This window comes from Streptomyces venezuelae (assembly GCF_008642335.1).
GTDB lineage: Bacteria > Actinomycetota > Actinomycetes > Streptomycetales > Streptomycetaceae > Streptomyces > Streptomyces venezuelae_F.
In genome coordinates this window covers 2,625,573-2,642,746 of record NZ_CP029191.1, presented here as the reverse complement: position 1 = coordinate 2,642,746, position 17,174 = coordinate 2,625,573, and the positions used below count along the sequence as shown (strand labels likewise).

Annotated in this window: 11 protein-coding genes; all 11 read left to right on the top strand. The window is 71.6% G+C overall.

The genetic code is table 11. From position 1 onward, the window contains the following. Positions 1-14: 14 nt before the first annotated feature. Positions 15-1,034: a rod shape-determining protein gene (locus DEJ49_RS11825; protein ID WP_030362602.1), complete on the top strand. Its 1,020-nt coding sequence runs from the start codon at positions 15-17 to the stop codon at positions 1,032-1,034. Positions 1,035-1,197: 163 nt separating this feature from the next. After that, positions 1,198-2,151 carry a rod shape-determining protein MreC gene (gene mreC, locus DEJ49_RS11820; RefSeq protein ID WP_150184098.1) on the top strand — a complete coding sequence of 318 codons (954 nt, stop codon included), beginning with the start codon at positions 1,198-1,200 and terminating at the stop codon, positions 2,149-2,151. 12 nt (positions 2,152-2,163) lie between these two features. Continuing rightward, entirely contained in the window at positions 2,164-2,838 is a 675-nt protein-coding gene (gene mreD / locus DEJ49_RS11815; protein WP_150184097.1) for a rod shape-determining protein MreD, read from the top strand. Between the two features lie 52 nt (positions 2,839-2,890). Beyond that, positions 2,891-5,065: a penicillin-binding protein 2 gene (mrdA, locus tag DEJ49_RS11810; protein ID WP_150184096.1), complete on the top strand. Its 2,175-nt coding sequence runs from the start codon at positions 2,891-2,893 to the stop codon at positions 5,063-5,065. Next, positions 5,065-6,261, top strand: a complete 1,197-nt coding sequence (gene rodA / locus DEJ49_RS11805) for a rod shape-determining protein RodA (RefSeq protein WP_150184095.1) — start codon at positions 5,065-5,067, stop codon at positions 6,259-6,261. Before mrdA ends, rodA begins: the two co-directional genes overlap by 1 nt. A gap of 59 nt (positions 6,262-6,320) precedes the next feature. Further along, positions 6,321-7,886 carry a CYTH and CHAD domain-containing protein gene (locus DEJ49_RS11800; protein WP_150184094.1) on the top strand — a complete coding sequence of 522 codons (1,566 nt, stop codon included), beginning with the start codon at positions 6,321-6,323 and terminating at the stop codon, positions 7,884-7,886. Between the two features lie 50 nt (positions 7,887-7,936). Continuing rightward, positions 7,937-9,862, top strand: a complete 1,926-nt coding sequence (locus tag DEJ49_RS11795; RefSeq protein WP_150184093.1) for a TIGR03960 family B12-binding radical SAM protein — start codon at positions 7,937-7,939, stop codon at positions 9,860-9,862. A 15-nt stretch (positions 9,863-9,877) separates the two neighbouring features. Next, on the top strand, positions 9,878-10,423 hold the full coding sequence (locus DEJ49_RS11790; protein WP_190329325.1) for a GNAT family N-acetyltransferase: 546 nt from the start codon (positions 9,878-9,880) through the stop codon (positions 10,421-10,423). A 6-nt stretch (positions 10,424-10,429) separates the two neighbouring features. Then, on the top strand, positions 10,430-11,575 hold the full coding sequence (locus tag DEJ49_RS11785; RefSeq protein WP_223832803.1) for a hypothetical protein: 1,146 nt from the start codon (positions 10,430-10,432) through the stop codon (positions 11,573-11,575). Between the two features lie 47 nt (positions 11,576-11,622). Beyond that, positions 11,623-12,417 carry a TIGR03936 family radical SAM-associated protein gene (locus DEJ49_RS11780; protein ID WP_150184092.1) on the top strand — a complete coding sequence of 265 codons (795 nt, stop codon included), beginning with the start codon at positions 11,623-11,625 and terminating at the stop codon, positions 12,415-12,417. A gap of 231 nt (positions 12,418-12,648) precedes the next feature. After that, on the top strand, positions 12,649-16,953 hold the full coding sequence (locus DEJ49_RS11775; RefSeq protein WP_150184091.1) for a ribonuclease E/G: 4,305 nt from the start codon (positions 12,649-12,651) through the stop codon (positions 16,951-16,953). Positions 16,954-17,174 lie beyond the last annotated feature (221 nt).

Genomic DNA, 17,174 nt, shown 5'->3' with positions numbered 1-17,174 from the left:
TCATGGGGAACAACATGTCGTTCATCGGCCGTGACATGGCTGTCGACCTCGGGACCGCCAACACGCTGGTGTACGTCAGGGGTCGGGGGATCGTACTCAACGAGCCGTCCGTCGTCGCGATCAACACCAACACCGGTGGCATTCTCGCGGTCGGCGCAGAAGCGAAGAAGATGATCGGGCGCACGCCCGGCAACATCGTCGCGGTGCGCCCTCTGAAGGACGGCGTGATCGCCGACTTCGAGATCACCGAGCGCATGCTCCGCTACTTCATCCTGAAGATCCACAAGCGGCGCTACCTCGCCCGCCCGCGCGTCGTCGTCTGCGTGCCCTCCGGCATCACCGGCGTCGAGCGCCGCGCCGTCATCGAGGCCTCCTCGCAGGCCGGCGCGCGCCAGGTGCACATCATCGAGGAGCCCATGGCCGCGGCCATCGGCTCCGGCCTCCCGGTCCACGAGGCCACGGGCAACATGGTGGTCGACATCGGCGGCGGCACCACCGAGGTCGCGGTCATCAGCCTCGGCGGAATCGTCACGGCACAGTCGATCCGCGTCGCCGGCGACGAGCTGGACAACGCGATCATCCAGCACATCAAGAAGGAGTACTCCCTCCTCCTCGGCGAGCGCACCGCCGAACAGATCAAGATCACCATCGGTTCGGCGTACGACATGGACGCCGACGAGCACACCGAGATCCGCGGCAGGGACCTGGTCTCCGGGCTGCCCAAGACCGTCGTCATCTCCGCCGCCGAGGTCCGCAAGGCCATCGAGGAGCCGGTCAACGCGATCGTGGACGCGGTCAAGACCACCCTCGACAAGTGCCCGCCCGAGCTGTCGGGCGACGTCATGGACCGAGGAATCGTTCTCACCGGCGGCGGCGCCCTGCTGCGCGGCCTCGACGAGCGGCTGCGCCGGGAGACCGGCATGCCGATCCACATCGCCGAGGACCCGCTGGACAGCGTGGCGCTCGGCTCCGGAAAGTGCGTCGAGGAGTTCGAGGCGTTGCAGCAGGTGCTGGACGCCCAGCCGCGCAGATGATCTGACGCGCGAAGATCCGCCGTACGAGTGCCTGCCGCCTCGTGCGGCGGATCGTTGATATAGAGGCACGACACGCAATTCCCGTAAGGCACGACAATTCCCCAGAACCTCGTGGAACCCGCAGATTCCACGGAATCCGATTGAGGAAGGCACGCCGCCGCACGTGAGGGACACACGAGAGAGCCGGCTGCTCCTGGTGCTGCTGGTAGCCATCGCGTTCGCTTTGATCACGGTGGACATCCGCGGCGGCGAGGACTCACCGGTCGACGGTGCCCGCCGGGCCGCCGCCACCGTCTTCGGTCCGGTCGAGGAGGGCATGTCCTCCGCCGTCGACCCGATCGGCAACGCCATCGGCGCGGTGCGCGACTCCGGTGAACGCCACAACCGCATCGCCGAACTGGAGCGCCAGAACGCCGCGCTGAAGGCCAAGCTCGGCAGCGACGACCGCAACCGCAGCCGCGTACGCCAGCTCGACAGCATGCTGAAGACAGCGGGCGCAGGGCAGTACGGCATCAAGGGCGCCGAGGTCATCGGCATAGGAGCGGCCCAGGGCTTCTCCTGGACCGTCACCATCGACGCCGGCGCCAACGACGGCATCAAGCGCGACATGACCGTCCTGAACGGCGACGGACTGGTCGGCCGCGTCACCACGGTCGGCCCGAACACTTCGACCGTCCTGCTCGCCAACGACCCCGACTTCACCGTCGGCACGCGCATGGAGAAGACCGACGAGCTCGGCTTCGCCACCGGACAGGGCGACCGTCCGCTCTCCGTCCAGCTGCTCAACGGCAAGGCCGAGGTCAAGAAGGGCGACCGCCTGGTCACCTTCGGCTCGCGCAAGGACAAGCCGTTCGTGCCGGGCGTGCCCGTCGGCGAGATCGTCCGCGTCGACCCGTCGGGCGGCGACCTCACCCGCAACGTCTACGTGAAGCCGTACGTCGGGTTCACCAAGCTCGACATCGTCGGCGTCGTCGTCGAAGCGCCCCGTGAGGACCCGCGCGACACGGTCCTGCCGAAGAAGCCCGAAAAGCCCAAGCCGACCCCGACCGTGACCGTCACGGCCACCCCGTCGGGACGGCCGGTGGACGGCGCCGACGCCGGCAACGACGAGCAGTAGGAGACCGGACCCATGCGCTTCAACCGAATCCTGCTGTCCGCCACCCTCGTCGTCGTCGCCCTGGTCATCCAGGTCAGCGTCCTGGCGCGGCTCCAGCTGCCGGGCGCGGTCCCGGACCTCGTCCTGCTCACCGTCCTCGGCCTCGCCCTGGTCTACGGCCATGTCGGCGGCGCCCTCGTCGGCTTCGGCGCGGGCCTCCTCGCCGACCTGGCGCCGCCCGCCGACCACGCCGCGGGCCGGTACGCGCTGGTGCTCTGCGTCATCGGCTACCTCGCGGGCCTCGCCAAGCCCGACGGCGGACGGCTCCGCTCCGCCACCGGACCGCTCGTCGTGGTCGTCAGCGCCGCCATCGGCTCGACGCTGCTGTACGCGGGCGTCGGCTCCCTCGTCGGCGACACCGCCGCCCGCCATGTGGGCCTGGTCGGGCTCCTGTTCACCGCCGCGCTCTACGACCTGCTGCTCGCCCCGTTCACCGTGCCGCTGATCATCGCCCTTGCCCGGCGCGCCGACAACGACCCGCTCGGGGAGAACGGACCCGCCAACAAGGCGGCCGACGTCTCCTCCGGCTGGCTCTCCTCCGGCACCGGCCTGAGCATCGGCAACCAGCGCGGCAGCGGCCTGCGGGCGAAGGCCGCCAAGGCCCGTGTCGCCCGCGCCGGACGCATCAAGGGGGTCAAGCGCCTGTGAAGGCGAAGCACTTCGCTGACCGCACCGCGGGACGTCCCAGGGGAGGGAAGAAGTGACCAACATTCCCGAGACGGGCCGGACCCCACGCGTCCAGATCCGTCTCGTCATCATCCAGATCCTCGTCGTCTCCCTCCTGCTCACCCTCGGCGGCCGCCTCTGGTACCTCCAGGTCCGCAACGGCGACGAGTACGCCGAGGAGGCCTCCGGCAACCACGTCCAGCAGGTCGTCCAGCCCGCCGTGCGCGGCTCGATCCTGGACGCCCGGGGCGTGCCCATCGCCGACAACGAGACCCGTCTGGTCGTCTCCGCGTCCCGCACCGACCTGATGAAGATGAAGGACGACGGCAAGGCGGTCCTCACCAAGCTCGCCGACGTCCTCGACATGAAGGCCGAAGAGGTCGAGGGCAAGGTCCGCCTCTGCGACGCCAAGACGCCGCAGCCCTGCTGGAACGGCTCGCCGTACCAGCCCATCCCCATCACCGACGAGGCGACGCCCAAGCAGGCCCTGCAGATCCGCGAGCGCTCCGAGGACTTCCCCGGCATCACCGCCGAGCCCACGGCCGTGCGGCGTTACGCCGCCCCCGGCAAGTCCAACACCGCGCAGGTCCTCGGCTACCTCTCGCCCGTCACGGACGAGGAGATCAAGAAGGCCGAGAACACCGACTCGCCGTTCCTCCGCTCGGACATGGTCGGCCGCTCGGGCCTGGAGCGCACGTACGACAAGCAGCTGCGCGGCAAGGCCGGCGTGACCCGCTACGAAGTGGACAACCTCGGCCGGGTCATCGGCGAGGCCGAGTCGGACGACGCGCGGCCCGGGGCGAACGTCGTCACCAGCATCGACGCGCGCGTGCAGGCCGTCGCCGAGTACTGGCTGAACGACGCGATGAAGAAGGCCCGCAAGGAGTTCGACAAGAACACCAACGAAAACTACAAGGCGGACGCGGGCGCCGTCGTCGTCATGGAGAACAAGACCGGACGCGTCGTCTCCATGGCCTCCAACCCGTCGTACGACCCGAACGCCTGGGTCGGCGGCATCTCCGGCAAGGACTACGCGCGGCTCACCGGCAAGAAGTCCAACTATCCGCTGCTGAACCGCGCCATCCAGGGCCAGGCCGCCCCGGGCTCCATCTTCAAGGTCATCCCGACGACCGCCGCGGTCAACGCGGGCTACGACTTCAACGGCCGCTACCCGTGCCCCAGCTCGTACTCCATCGGCGGCCAGACCTTCAAGAACTACGAGTCCAAGGGCCACGGCTCGATCACCCTCGGCCAGGCCCTCGAAGTCTCCTGCGACACCGTCTTCTACAAGCTGTCGCACGACCAGTGGCGCAAGGACGGCGGGAACAAGCCGGTCAAGGACCCCAAGGACTGGTTCTACAAGACCGCCCACCAGTTCGGCCTCGGCAAGGAGACCGGCATCGACCTCCCCAACGAGGTCACCGGACGCGTCCCCGACCGCCAGTGGAAGAAGGACTACTGGAAGGCCAACAAGGACGCCTGGTGCAAGCAGGGCAAGAAGAGCGGCGGCGACTACGCCGAACGCATCGCCTACGAGAACTGCCTCGAAGGCATGAAGATGCGCGCCGGTGACTCCGTCAACTACTCCATCGGCCAGGGCGACACCCTCGTGACGCCCATACAGATGGCCACGATCTACTCCGCCATCGCCAACGGCGGCACCCTGTACAACCCGACCGTCGGCAAGGCGATCGTCAGCGCCGACGGCCGGCAGGTCGAGGAGATCGCGCCCAAGTCGCACGGCAAGCTGCCCTTCGACGCCAAGACGCAGAAGGACATAGACGGTGCTCTCGCCGACGTCGCCACGCGCGGCACGGCGGCCTGGCGGTTCCAGGGATGGCCGCAGGACAAGATCCCGATGCACGCCAAGACCGGTACCGCCGAGGTCTACGGCAAGCAGACCACCTCGTGGTTCGCGACGTACACCAAGGACTACACGATCGTCATGACGATCTCCCAGGGCGGTACGGGCTCCGGCGCATCCGGCCCCGCCGTCCGCCAGATCTACAACGCGATCTACGGCCTGGACGACGAGGGCAAGCAGGACGTGAAGAAGGCGCTCCTGCCCCAGCCGCAGAAGAACCTGCCGAAGATCAAGCCCGACGGCTCCATCCACTCCCCGAAGATCAAGCCGTACAAGCCCGCGGCCCCCAAGCCCCCGGCCGAGCAGCAACTGGCCGGCCCGCCGGCCGACTGGAGGCGCGACTGATGACCGGCAACGGCTTCTCCGTCTCCGGATACGGCCCGGAGCGCTCCGGGGTGTCGCGGCTCCTGGCCCGCGACTCGATAGTGCGCCGACTCGACTGGCCCATGCTGATCGCGGCGATCGCCCTCTCCGGGATCGGCACCGCGCTCGTCTACTCGGCGACCCGCAACCGCACCGAGCTCGTCGGCGACGACCCGTACTCCTTCGCGCTCAAACACGTCCTGAACACCGGCATCGGCTTCGCCCTGATGATCGGCACCGTCTGGCTCGGCCACCGCACCCTGCGCACGGCCGTGCCGATCCTCTACGGCATCTCCGTCTTCCTGGTCCTGCTCGTCCTCACCCCGCTCGGCGCGACGATCAACGGCGCCCACGCGTGGATCGTGCTCGGCGGCGGCTTCTCGCTCCAGCCCTCCGAGTTCGTGAAGATCACGATCATCCTGGGCATGGCGATGCTGCTCGCGGCCCGCGTCGACGCGGGCGACCGCGACCACCCCGACCACCGCACCGTCCTCCAGGCCCTCGGCCTGGCCGCCGTTCCGATAATGATCGTCCTGCTCATGCCCGACCTCGGCTCGGTCATGGTGATGGCGATGATCGTGCTCGGCGTGCTGCTCGCCTCCGGCGCCTCCAACCGCTGGGTGTTCGGGCTGCTCGGCACGGGCGTCGCCGGCGGTGTCGCCATATGGCAGCTGGGCGTCCTCGACGACTACCAGATCGCGCGCTTCGCGGCCTTCGCCAACCCCGCACTCGACCCGGCGGGCGTCGGCTACAACACCAACCAGGCGCGCATCGCGATCGGCTCGGGCGGCCTGACCGGCACCGGCCTCTTCAAGGGCTCGCAGACCACCGGACAGTTCGTCCCCGAGCAGCAGACCGACTTCGTCTTCACCGTCGCCGGTGAGGAGCTCGGCTTCGTGGGCGCGGGCGCGATCCTGGTCCTGCTCGGTGTCGTCCTGTGGCGCGCCTGCCGCATCGCCCGCGAGACCACCGAGCTCTACGGCACCATCGTCGCCGCCGGCATCATCGCGTGGTTCGCCTTCCAGGCCTTCGAGAACATCGGGATGACCCTCGGCATCATGCCGGTCGCGGGCCTTCCGCTGCCCTTCGTCTCGTACGGAGGCTCGTCGATGTTCGCGGTCTGGGTGGCGGTCGGACTGCTCCAGTCGATCAAGGTGCAACGGCCGATGTCGGCCTAGCGGAAGCCGGTGGCGCCGCAGCCATGTTTGCCGTTCGATTTCGCGTCTAGATTCAATTCATGGCGGAGACGAAGCGCGAGATCGAGCGGAAGTACGACGTCACAGCGGGCACAGAGCTGCCCGACCTCACCAGAGTCACCGGGGTCGCGGGCGTCGTCGACAAAGGCACGGCGGACCTGGACGCCGTCTACTGGGACACCCCCGACCAGCGGCTCGCCGCGGCCTCCATCACGCTGCGGCGCCGCACCGGGGGCCACGACGCGGGCTGGCACCTGAAGCTCCCCGTGTCGCTCGCCGAGGGCGTGCGCGACGAGGTCCACGCGCCGCTCTCGGACACGGTGCCCCGCGCCCTGCTCGGTCTCGTGCGCGCCCGGGTGCGCGAGGCCGAACTGGTGCCGCTGCTCCGCCTGGAGACCACCCGGCACGTGCGGCACCTCGTCGACGCCGAAGGCGCCATGCTCGCCGAGGTCGCCCTCGACACGGTGCACGCCGAGCGGTGCGCCCCCGGCGGGGAGCGCATCGGCTGGTCCGAACTGGAGGTCGAACTCGCCGACGACGGCGACCCGCAACTGCTCGACAAGGTCGACAAGAAGCTCCGCAAGGCGGGCGTCAAACGCTCGATGTGGTCATCGAAGCTGACCCGCGGCCTGCGCACGACGGCGCCGATGGACTCAGAGGGCAAGTGGACCGACGACGAGGGCACAGGACACGCCGTCGTCCGTCTTGAGGACCACACACCCGTCTCCTCCGGAGACCACGTCCTCGCCCGCCTCCGCACCCAGCGCGACGCCCTCCTGGCCCTCGACCCCGCCGTCCGCCGCGACCTGCCCGACTCCGTGCACCAGATGCGGGTCGCCACGAGGCGGCTGCGCAGCGCCTTCAAGTCGTACCGGAACGTCCTCGACCGCACGGTCACCGACCCCGTCGGCGAAGAGCTGAAGTGGCTCGCAGCCGAGCTGGGCGTCGACCGCGACCAGGAAGTCCTCACCGAGCGGCTCACCGAACGCATCGGCGCGCTGCCCAGGACCCTCCTCCTCGGCCCGGTCCGCGGCCGTCTGCGCATCTGGACCGTCGCCCGCGGCGCGGGCTCCCGGCGCAGGACGGTCGCCGTTCTGGAGAGCAAGCGCTACCTCGCCCTCCTCGACAGCCTCGACGCCCTGCTCGCCGCGCCCCCGCTGCGTCCCGCGGCCGATGCGCCGCCCGAGAAGGCCCTCGTCAAGGCGGCCCTCAAGGACTACGCCCGCCTCGCCACCCGCATCGAGCACGCCCTGAGCCTGCCCCCGGGCCAGGACCGCGACGTGGCCCTGCACGAGGCCCGCAAGGCCGCCAAGCGCGCCCGGTACGCGGGCGAGGCAGCGACCCCCGCGCTCGGCAAACCCGCCAGGAAGTTCGCCAAGCGCATGAAGTCCGTCCAGAAGGTGCTGGGCGACCACCAGGACAGCGTCGTCGCGCGCGAGGCCCTGCGCGCCCTCGCCATCCAGGCACACCTGGCGGGGGAGTCCGCGTTCACCTGGGGCCTCCTGTACGGCCAGGAGGAGGCGGCGGGCAAGGACCGCGAGCGGGAACTGCCCGAGGTGTGGGCCGAGGCGTCCCGCGCGAAAGTGAGGTCGGCGCTGGGGAGCTGAACGCCGGGGTACGCTTGATGGTCACCCCTGCCAGCTCATGAAGGTCCGCGATGTCTGCCGAATCGGTCTTCCCACAGCTCGAAGCTCTGCTCCCGCATGTGCAGAAGCCCATCCAGTACGTCGGCGGTGAGCTGAACTCCACCGTCAAGCCGTGGGAATCCTGCGACGTCCGCTGGGCGCTCATGTACCCCGACGCGTACGAGGTGGGACTGCCCAACCAGGGCGTCATGATCCTCTACGAGGTCCTCAACGAGCGCGAGGGCGTGCTCGCCGAGCGCACCTACAGCGTGTGGCCCGACCTGGAGGCCCTGATGCGCGAGCACCAGGTGCCCCAGTTCACCGTCGACTCGCACCGCCCCGTCGGCGCCTTCGACGTCTTCGGCCTGAGCTTCTCCACCGAGCTCGGGTACACGAACATGCTGACCGCCCTGGACCTCGCGGGCATCCCGCTGGAGGCCAAGGACCGCACCGTCGAGGACCCCATCGTCCTCGCGGGCGGTCACGCCGCCTTCAACCCCGAGCCGATCGCCGAGTTCATCGACGCCGCGATCATCGGCGACGGCGAGCAGGCCGTGCTCGACATGACGGAGATCATCCGCGCCTGGAAGGCCGAGGGCCGCCCCGGCGGCCGCGAGGAGGTCCTCTTCCGCCTCGCCAGGACCGGCTCCGTCTACATCCCGGCGTTCTACGACGTCGAGTACCTCCCGGACGGCCGCATCGGCCGCGTCGTCCCCAACCGCAGCGGCGTGCCGTGGCGCGTGTCCAAGCACACCGTCATGGACCTCGACGAGTGGCCCTACCCGAAGCAGCCCCTCGTCCCGCTCGCCGAGACCGTCCACGAGCGCATGTCCGTGGAGATCTTCCGCGGCTGCACCCGCGGCTGCCGTTTCTGCCAGGCCGGCATGATCACGCGCCCCGTACGGGAGCGAAGCATCACCGGCATCGGCGACATGGTGGACAAGGGCCTCAAGGCGACCGGCTTCGAGGAGGTCGGCCTGCTCTCGCTCTCCTCCGCCGACCACAGCGAGATCGCCGAGGTCGCCAAGGGCCTCGCCGACCGGTACGAGGAGGACAAGATCGGCCTGTCCCTCCCCTCGACCCGTGTCGACGCCTTCAACGTGGACCTCGCCAACGAGCTGACCAGGAACGGCCGCAGGTCGGGCCTGACCTTCGCCCCCGAGGGCGGCTCCGAGCGCATGCGCAAGGTCATCAACAAGATGGTGTCCGAGGAAGACCTCATCCGCACCGTCTCGACCGCGTACGGCAACGGCTGGCGCCAGGTGAAGCTGTACTTCATGTGCGGCCTGCCCACCGAGACCGACGACGACGTCCTGCAGATCGCCGACATGGCGACCAAGGTCATCCAGAAGGGCCGCGAGGTCTCGGGATCGAACGACATCCGCTGCACGGTGTCGATCGGCGGCTTCGTGCCGAAGCCCCACACGCCCTTCCAGTGGGCCCCGCAGCTCTCCTCCGAGGAGACGGACGCCCGCCTGGAGAAGCTCCGCGACAAGATCCGCGGCGACAAGAAGTACGGCCGCTCGATCGGCTTCCGCTACCACGACGGCAAGCCCGGCATCGTCGAGGGCCTGCTCTCGCGCGGCGACCGCCGCATCGGCGCCGTCATCCGCGCCGTCTACGAAGAGGGCGGCCGCTTCGACGGCTGGCGTGAGCACTTCTCGTACGAGCGCTGGATGCGCTGCGCCGAGAAGACGCTGCCCGAGATGGGCGTCGACGTCGACTGGTACACCACGCGCGAGCGCACCTACGAAGAAGTGCTGCCCTGGGACCACCTGGACTCCGGCCTCGACAAGGACTGGCTCTGGGAGGACTGGCAGGACTCGCTCGACGAGACCGAGGTCGAGGACTGCCGCTGGACCCCGTGCTTCGACTGCGGCGTCTGCCCGCAGATGGACACGCACATCCAGATCGGCCCCACCGGCAAGAAGCTCCTGCCGCTCACCGTCGTGAAGTAGCCGAGACACCTGACAGTGCCTCGACTCGCCCCGCCCTCCGGCCTGGTGCACCGCTCCTTCATCGCCGCGATGGAGGAGTTCCGGGCCGAGGGCCGGGGCGGGCCCGACGACGACACGACGCTCGGCGCCACCCTGCGCGAGTACGGCCGGCGCTGGCGCGACCCGGCGGTCTTCGAGGCGTACGTCGCCGAGGTCCGCGCCGCCGAGCACCCCACCGCGGCGCACTCCGTCCCCGTCACGACCCTCTGGTACGTCGACGGCGCCGCCTACCTCGGCCGGATCACCGTCCGGCACACCATCGCCACCCGCTTCCTGCGCGAGTACGGCGGCCACATCGGCTACGACGTCCGCCCCACCGCCCGACGCCGCGGCCACGCCACCGACATGCTCCGCGCCTGCCTCCCGCACGCCGCCCGACTCGGCCTGGAATCCGTCCTGGTGACCTGCGACACCGACAACATCGGCTCGCGCAAGGTCATCGAGGCCGCGGGCGGCACGTTCGAGGACGAACGCAGCGGGAAACTGCGGTACTGGATCCGAACCGGCGCCGCGCGCGTCTAGGACAACATGGACCTGGAAAAACGGCCTGACCAGCAGGTCGCGGAGCCCGTGCTGCCCGCGCGGCCTGCGACGCCCGTACCGCCCTTGGCGCCCGCGCAGGCCGACGGATGTCTCGCCGTCGCGATCCGCATCCCGGTGCGGATCGTCGTGCTCGTGCTCGTCGTCCCCGTGCGCCTGGTGTGGGACGCGCTCGCCGTGTGCGGCAATTTCCTCTACCGCAACGCGCTGCGCCCCGTCGGGCGGGCCATCGGCGCGGTACTGACGTTCCTGTGCAAGGTTGTCTTCGTGTGGCCGTGGGTCGGCCTGTGGCGGTACGTGCTCGTGCCGGTCGGCAAGGGCCTCGCCTGGCTCGGCCGCGGCCTGTTCGTCATCCCGGTGATGTGGCTCTACGCGCGCGTGCTGACGCCCATCGGACACGGCATCGCCTGGCTGGGCCGGGTCCTCTTCGTCATCCCCGCGACGTGGCTCTACGCGCGCGTGCTGACGCCGGTCGGACACGCCCTGTGGGTCGGCCTCGTCTGGCTGGGCAAGGCCGTGTTCGTGTGGCCGTGGGTGGGGCTGTGGCGGTACGTCGTCGTGCCGGTCGGCATCGCGATCGCCTGGCTGGTGCGGACGCTGATCGTGGCGCCCGCCGTCTGGCTGTACCGGGCCGTGCTCTCGCCGGTCGGCCGCGGCATCGCCACGCTGCTCCGCTGGATCTTCGTCGTGCCCCTCGTCGCCCTGTGGCGCTGGGTGCTCACCCCCATCGGGCGGGCGATCGCCGTCGTCGCGCGGGAGATCGCCGACGCCTTCGGACACGCGTGGCGCATCGCCGGACACATCTCCCGCGCCGTGGGCCGCTTCCTCGGCACACTCCTTCGGTGGATCTTCGTCGAGCCGGTCAGGTGGGTGTACCGCACGGTGCTCACGCCCGTCGGGCACGTCATCCGCGACGCGCTGTGGAAGCCCGTCGCCACGGCCGCCCGGAGCGTCGGCCGCACCACGCGGCGCGCCCTCGCCTCCGCCAGGGACACCGCCCGTCAGGCGCGCGCCGACGTACGGCGCATGCTGTTCGGAGCGCCGCGCGAGGCGGTTCCGGTGGCCCGGCGGGAACCCGACACGCCCGACACACGTACTCTAGGCAGCAGTACGACCGCACTCATGAAGGACTGACGACACTGGGCAAGCGACAGCCCGTAGGCCCGCCGCCCGCACCCGCGGTGCAGCGCATCCGACTGCGCTACACCAAGCGCGGCCGCCTCCGGTTCACCAGCCACCGTGACTTCCAGCGCGCCTTCGAGCGTGCGCTGCGCCGCGCCGAGGTGCCCATGGCGTACTCGGCGGGCTTCACCCCGCACCCCAAGGTGTCGTACGCCAATGCCGCACCCACCGGCACGGGCAGTGAGGCCGAGTACCTGGAGATCGCGCTCACCGCACCGCGCGACCCGGACAAGCTCCGCGAACTCCTCGACGAGTCGATGCCCGCCGGGCTCGACATCGTCGACGCCGTCGAGTCCCGCACCTCGGGACTCGCCGACCGGCTGACGGCCTCCGTATGGGAGCTGCGCCTGGACGGCGTGGAGCCCGCGGTGGCGCAGCGCGCCGCCGAGCAGTTCACGGCGGCCGAGAAGGTCGAGGTCCAGCGCCGCACGAAGAACGGCATGCGCACCTTCGACGCGCGCGAGGCCGTGGTGAGCCTGACCGTCGACGACGGACCGTCCGCCGCCGACACCGATAGGCCGAGCGACAAGCCCTGTGCGATACTGCGGCTGGTTGTTCGGCACGTGACACCTGCCGTACGACCTGACGACGTCCTGTCCGGTCTCCGAGCTGTGGCCGACCTGGCGCCGCCGGTCCCCGCAGCGGTGACCAGGCTGGCGCAGGGGCTTTTCGATGAAGAGACCGGCACGGTGACCGACCCGCTCGCGCCCGACCGCGAGGCAGACACGGCCGCTCCACCCACGGCCGCCGTACCTGCCGCCGCGAAGGCGCCGGCGCCGGAAGGCCCCCGGTAAGGACGTACGTCACCGCGCCGCCCTCGTACTCGGGAGCCACCTGGGTCGGGCAGCGCACTGACCGAGACTTTCGCCAGGCCGTCCGCACATGGGCGTACGGAACCGGCGAGACAAGACATAGAGCTCCCGTGCGGCGCCCACGCCCCCGGATGGCGGCCCCGCGCACAGCGCGAGCCGCGACATCACCGGACCAGGCGCGGCGCCCGGGAGCGTGACGGGAGAACCGCCCGCATGCTTGAGCCGAACGAACCCACCGAGGGCTCGGACAACAACACCCCCAGCGACACCCTGCCGCCGCGCCGCAGGCGCCGCGCCGCATCGCGTCCGGCGGGCCCGCCGACCGGCGCCGCCGACGCCGCGGCTCCGGCCATACCGGCCACCCCCGCCTCCGAAGAGGCCCCCGCCGCGGCAGCGGCCGAGGAGCCCGCGCAGACGCCCGAGGCCGGCGAGGCCCCCGCGCCCCGCGCACGCCGCCGTGCCACCCGCCGCGCCTCCGCCCCGGCGGGCGCGCCGCAGGCGGTCGAGGCCACCGAGGCCGCTGAGCCCGCCGCCGCACCCGCGCCCGCCGCCGATGCGGCACCCGAGGCCACCCCGCAGGAGGAGGCCGCCGAGGCCCCCGCCGCCCGCCCGCGCCGCCGCGCCACGCGCCGCGCCTCCGCCCCCGCCGGTGCGCCGCAGGCCGCCGCGGAGGAGACGCCCGCGCAGGCCGAGCCGGTCGCCGAGGAGGACGCGCCCAAGGGCCGCACGCGCCGTCGCGCCACCCGTGGCACCTCCGCGCCCGCCGCGGAGCCGCGGACCACCGCCGAGGAGACGGCCGCCGTCGAGGAGGCCCCCGTGGCCCCCGCGCAGGCTGAGCCGGTGGCCGAGGAGGACGCGCCCAAGGGCCGTGCGCGCCGTCGTGCGACCCGTGGCGCCTCCGCGCCCGCCGCGGAGCCGCAGACCCCCGCCGAGGAGACGGCCGCCGTCGAGGAGGCCCCCGTGGCCCCCGCGCAGGCTGAGCCGGTGGCCGAGGAGGACGCGCCCAAGGGCCGCACGCGTCGCCGTGCGACCCGTGGCACCTCCGCGCCCGCCGGTGCGCCGCAGACCGCCGAGCACGAGGTCGCCGCCAAGTTCGCCGACCAGCCGGCCGCCGCCGAGAAGGCACCGGCCGACGAAGCCGCAGCCGACGCGGCCGAGGACGAGGCGCCCCGCGGCCGTCGCCGCCGCGCCACCCGCAAGGCCGCGGCCACCGGGTTCTCCGCGCCGTCCGGACACAAGGCCCGCAAGGCCCAGCGCGCCGAGGAGTCCGGCGAGGACGGCGGCCGCAAGCCCGCCCGCCCCGCCGTCGCCGTCTTCCAGGCCCCGGTGTTCGCCGAGCCGATGTTCCAGACCCCGGAGCGCGCCGCCGCGGCAGCCGCCGCCGAGGCCGCCGAGGACACGCCCGCCGAGCCCGAGCCCACGCCCGCCCCCGTCGCCGAGGAGGAGACGACGCCGCGCCGTCGCCGCCGCCGTCGCGCCGCGGACGAGCAGCCCGACGCCGAGGAGCGCGAGCCCGTCAAGGCCGCCCCTGTCGAGGAGCAGCAGGCCGAGGAGCCCGAGGAGGCCGCCGCCGAGCAGGCCGAATCCGACGACGACACGGAGGAGTCCGGCGAGCGCCAGGGCCGCCGTCGCCGTCGCGGTGGCCGTCGCCGTCGCCGCGGTGACTCCGCCGACCAGGACAACGAGCAGAACGACGCGTCGGGCGAGTCCGACGACGCCGACACCTCTGCCGCCGCCGACCAGCAGGAGCACTCCGACGAGGGCGCGTCCGACGAGGCCGACGAGTCCGATGAGCACGACGACACCAACGGCGCCGACGACGCCGCGGAGTCCGGCGGTGCCGGTTCCAGCAGCAGCCGTCGCCGTCGTCGCCGCCGTCGCCGCGCCGGTGACTCCGCCGAGGGCGAGCCGGGCGACGGCGACCCGGAGCGTACGGTCGTCAAGGTCCGAGAGCCCCGCAAGAAGGAGGAGCGCGAGCCCGGCACCGGCGCCGACGAGGTCCAGTCCATCAAGGGCTCGACCCGCCTGGAGGCCAAGAAGCAGCGCCGCCGCGAGGGCCGCGAGCAGGGCCGCCGCCGCGTCCCGATCATCACGGAGGCCGAGTTCCTGGCCCGCCGTGAGGCCGTCGAGCGCGTGATGGTCGTCCGCCAGAACGGCGAGCGCACCCAGATCGGCGTCCTCGAGGACAACGTGCTCGTGGAGCACTACGTCAACAAGGAGCAGGCCACCTCGTACGTCGGCAACGTCTACCTGGGCAAGGTCCAGAACGTGCTGCCGTCCATGGAGGCCGCGTTCATCGACATCGGCAAGGGCCGCAACGCCGTCCTGTACGCCGGTGAGGTCAACTTCGAGGCGCTCGGGATGGCCAACGGCCCCCGCCGCATCGAGTCCGCCCTGAAGTCCGGCCAGTCGGTCCTCGTGCAGGTCACGAAGGACCCGATCGGCCACAAGGGCGCCCGCCTCACCAGCCAGGTCTCGCTGCCCGGCCGCTACCTGGTCTACGTGCCCGAGGGCTCGATGACCGGCATCAGCCGCAAGCTGCCCGACACCGAGCGCGCGCGTCTGAAGACCATCCTCAAGAAGATCGTCCCCGAGGACGCGGGCGTCATCGTGCGCACCGCCGCCGAGGGCGCGAGCGAGGACGAGCTGCGCCGCGACGTCGAGCGTCTGCAGCAGCAGTGGGAGGACATCCAGAAGAAGTCGAAGGCGGCCTCGACGAGCGCGCCGGGCCTGCTCTACGGCGAGCCGGACATGACCGTCCGCGTCGTCCGCGACATCTTCAACGAGGACTTCTCCAAGGTCATCGTCAGCGGCGACGACGCGTGGCAGACCATCCACGGCTACGTCTCGCACGTCGCGCCCGACCTGGCGGACCGCCTCTCCAAGTGGACGTCCGAGGTCGACGTCTTCGCGACGTACCGGATCGACGAGCAGCTCGCCAAGGCCCTGGACCGCAAGGTCTGGCTGCCGAGCGGCGGCTCGCTGGTGATCGACAAGACCGAGGCGATGATCGTCGTCGACGTCAACACCGGCAAGTTCACCGGACAGGGCGGCAACCTCGAAGAGACCGTGACGAGGAACAACCTCGAAGCGGCCGAGGAGATCGTGCGCCAGCTGCGCCTGCGCGACCTGGGCGGCATCGTCGTCATCGACTTCATCGACATGGTCCTGGAGTCGAACAGGGACCTGGTCCTGCGGCGCCTCCTGGAGTGCCTGGGCCGGGACAGGACCAAGCACCAGGTCGCCGAGGTCACCTCGCTCGGCCTGGTCCAGATGACTCGCAAGCGCGTCGGACAGGGCCTCCTGGAGTCCTTCTCCGAGACTTGCGTGCACTGCAACGGCCGCGGCGTCATCGTGCACATGGAGCAGCCCACCTCCGTCGGTGGCGGCGGCAAGCGCAAGAAGCGCGGCCGCGGCGGCTCCGACCAGCACGACCACGGTCACGAGCACACGCACGAGGTGGAGTCGGCCGACGTCGCCGCCGAGCCGGAGACCGAGACCGCGGCGGAGGTCGCGGCGGAGGTCGCCGCTCCGGTGGCGCTGCCCGAGCCCGAGTTCGTCCCGGACGAGGAGCTCTACAGCAGCGCGGCCGAGGCCGAGGCCGCCGCGTCGTCCCGCGGCCGTTCGCGGCGGCGTGCGACGCGCCGGGTGTCGGCTCCGGCGGGCGCTCCGCGCGCGGAGGCCGCCCCGGTGGAGGAGGCTCCGCAGGCCGACGCCTTGCAGGCGGACGCCGCCAAGGACGAGGCTCCGAAGGCCGCGAAGAAGTCGGGCAAGAAGGCCAAGGCCGCCCAGAAGGCGGAGCGGGCCGCGAAGGCCGCCGCCAAGGACGCCGAGGTGCCGGTCGTCGAGTCCGACGTCGCCCGCACCGAGGCCCCGGCCGTCGAGGACCCGATGGTGGGCAGCCCCGCGGCCGTCGAGGCGGCCCAGGAGGCGCACGCCGAGGCCACCGCGGCTCCGGCGGCTCCCGAGGCGCCGGTGGACGACGCCGCGCCGAAGGGACGTACGCGCCGCCGTGCGGTCCGCAAGGCCACGTCGCCCGCGGGTTCGCCGAAGGCCGCCGAGCCCGAGGCCACCGAGATCGTCGTGACGGAGGCCCCGAAGGCTGAGGCCCCGAAGGTGGAGCAGGTCGCCGAGACCGCGACCGAGGCGCCCGTCGCCGACGCCGCGCCGCCGCGTCCGCGCCGCCGTGCGGTGCGCAAGGCCGCCGCGCCGACCGCGTCCGCAGAGGCGGCCGTCATGGTCGTCCCGTCGGCCGAGAAGCCGGCCGAGCAGCCCGCCGAGAAGGCCGCGACAGAGTCCGAGGCACCCGCCGAGGACGCCGCTCCGGCCAAGAAGACGGCGCGCAAGACGGCGGCCAAGAAGGCGCCCGCGAAGAAGACGGCCGCAAAGAAGACCGCGGCCAAGAAGACGGCCGCCAAGAAGACGACGGCCAAGAAGGCGACGAAGGCGACGGCGAAGAAGGCCGCAGCGGCGGAGCAGGCGCCCTCCGGCGTCTCCGTCGGCGCCGACGAGGCCTGACCCCTTCGCACACCGGTGCCCCCTGCCCGGCGGTCTCCCGCCGGGCAGGGGGCACCGGCGTGTCCGGCATACACGTCATTACGCCCCGAAAGTGTGAACGGGGCGCCCCGGTCTTGGAGCGCGGGGGAGCACCTGTAAAACTCATGAGGTCTGGTAAGTGAACGGGGGCGTGAGCACACGTTTGGGGAGAGGGTGTGTCCGCGTCCGGGGGAGGGATGACT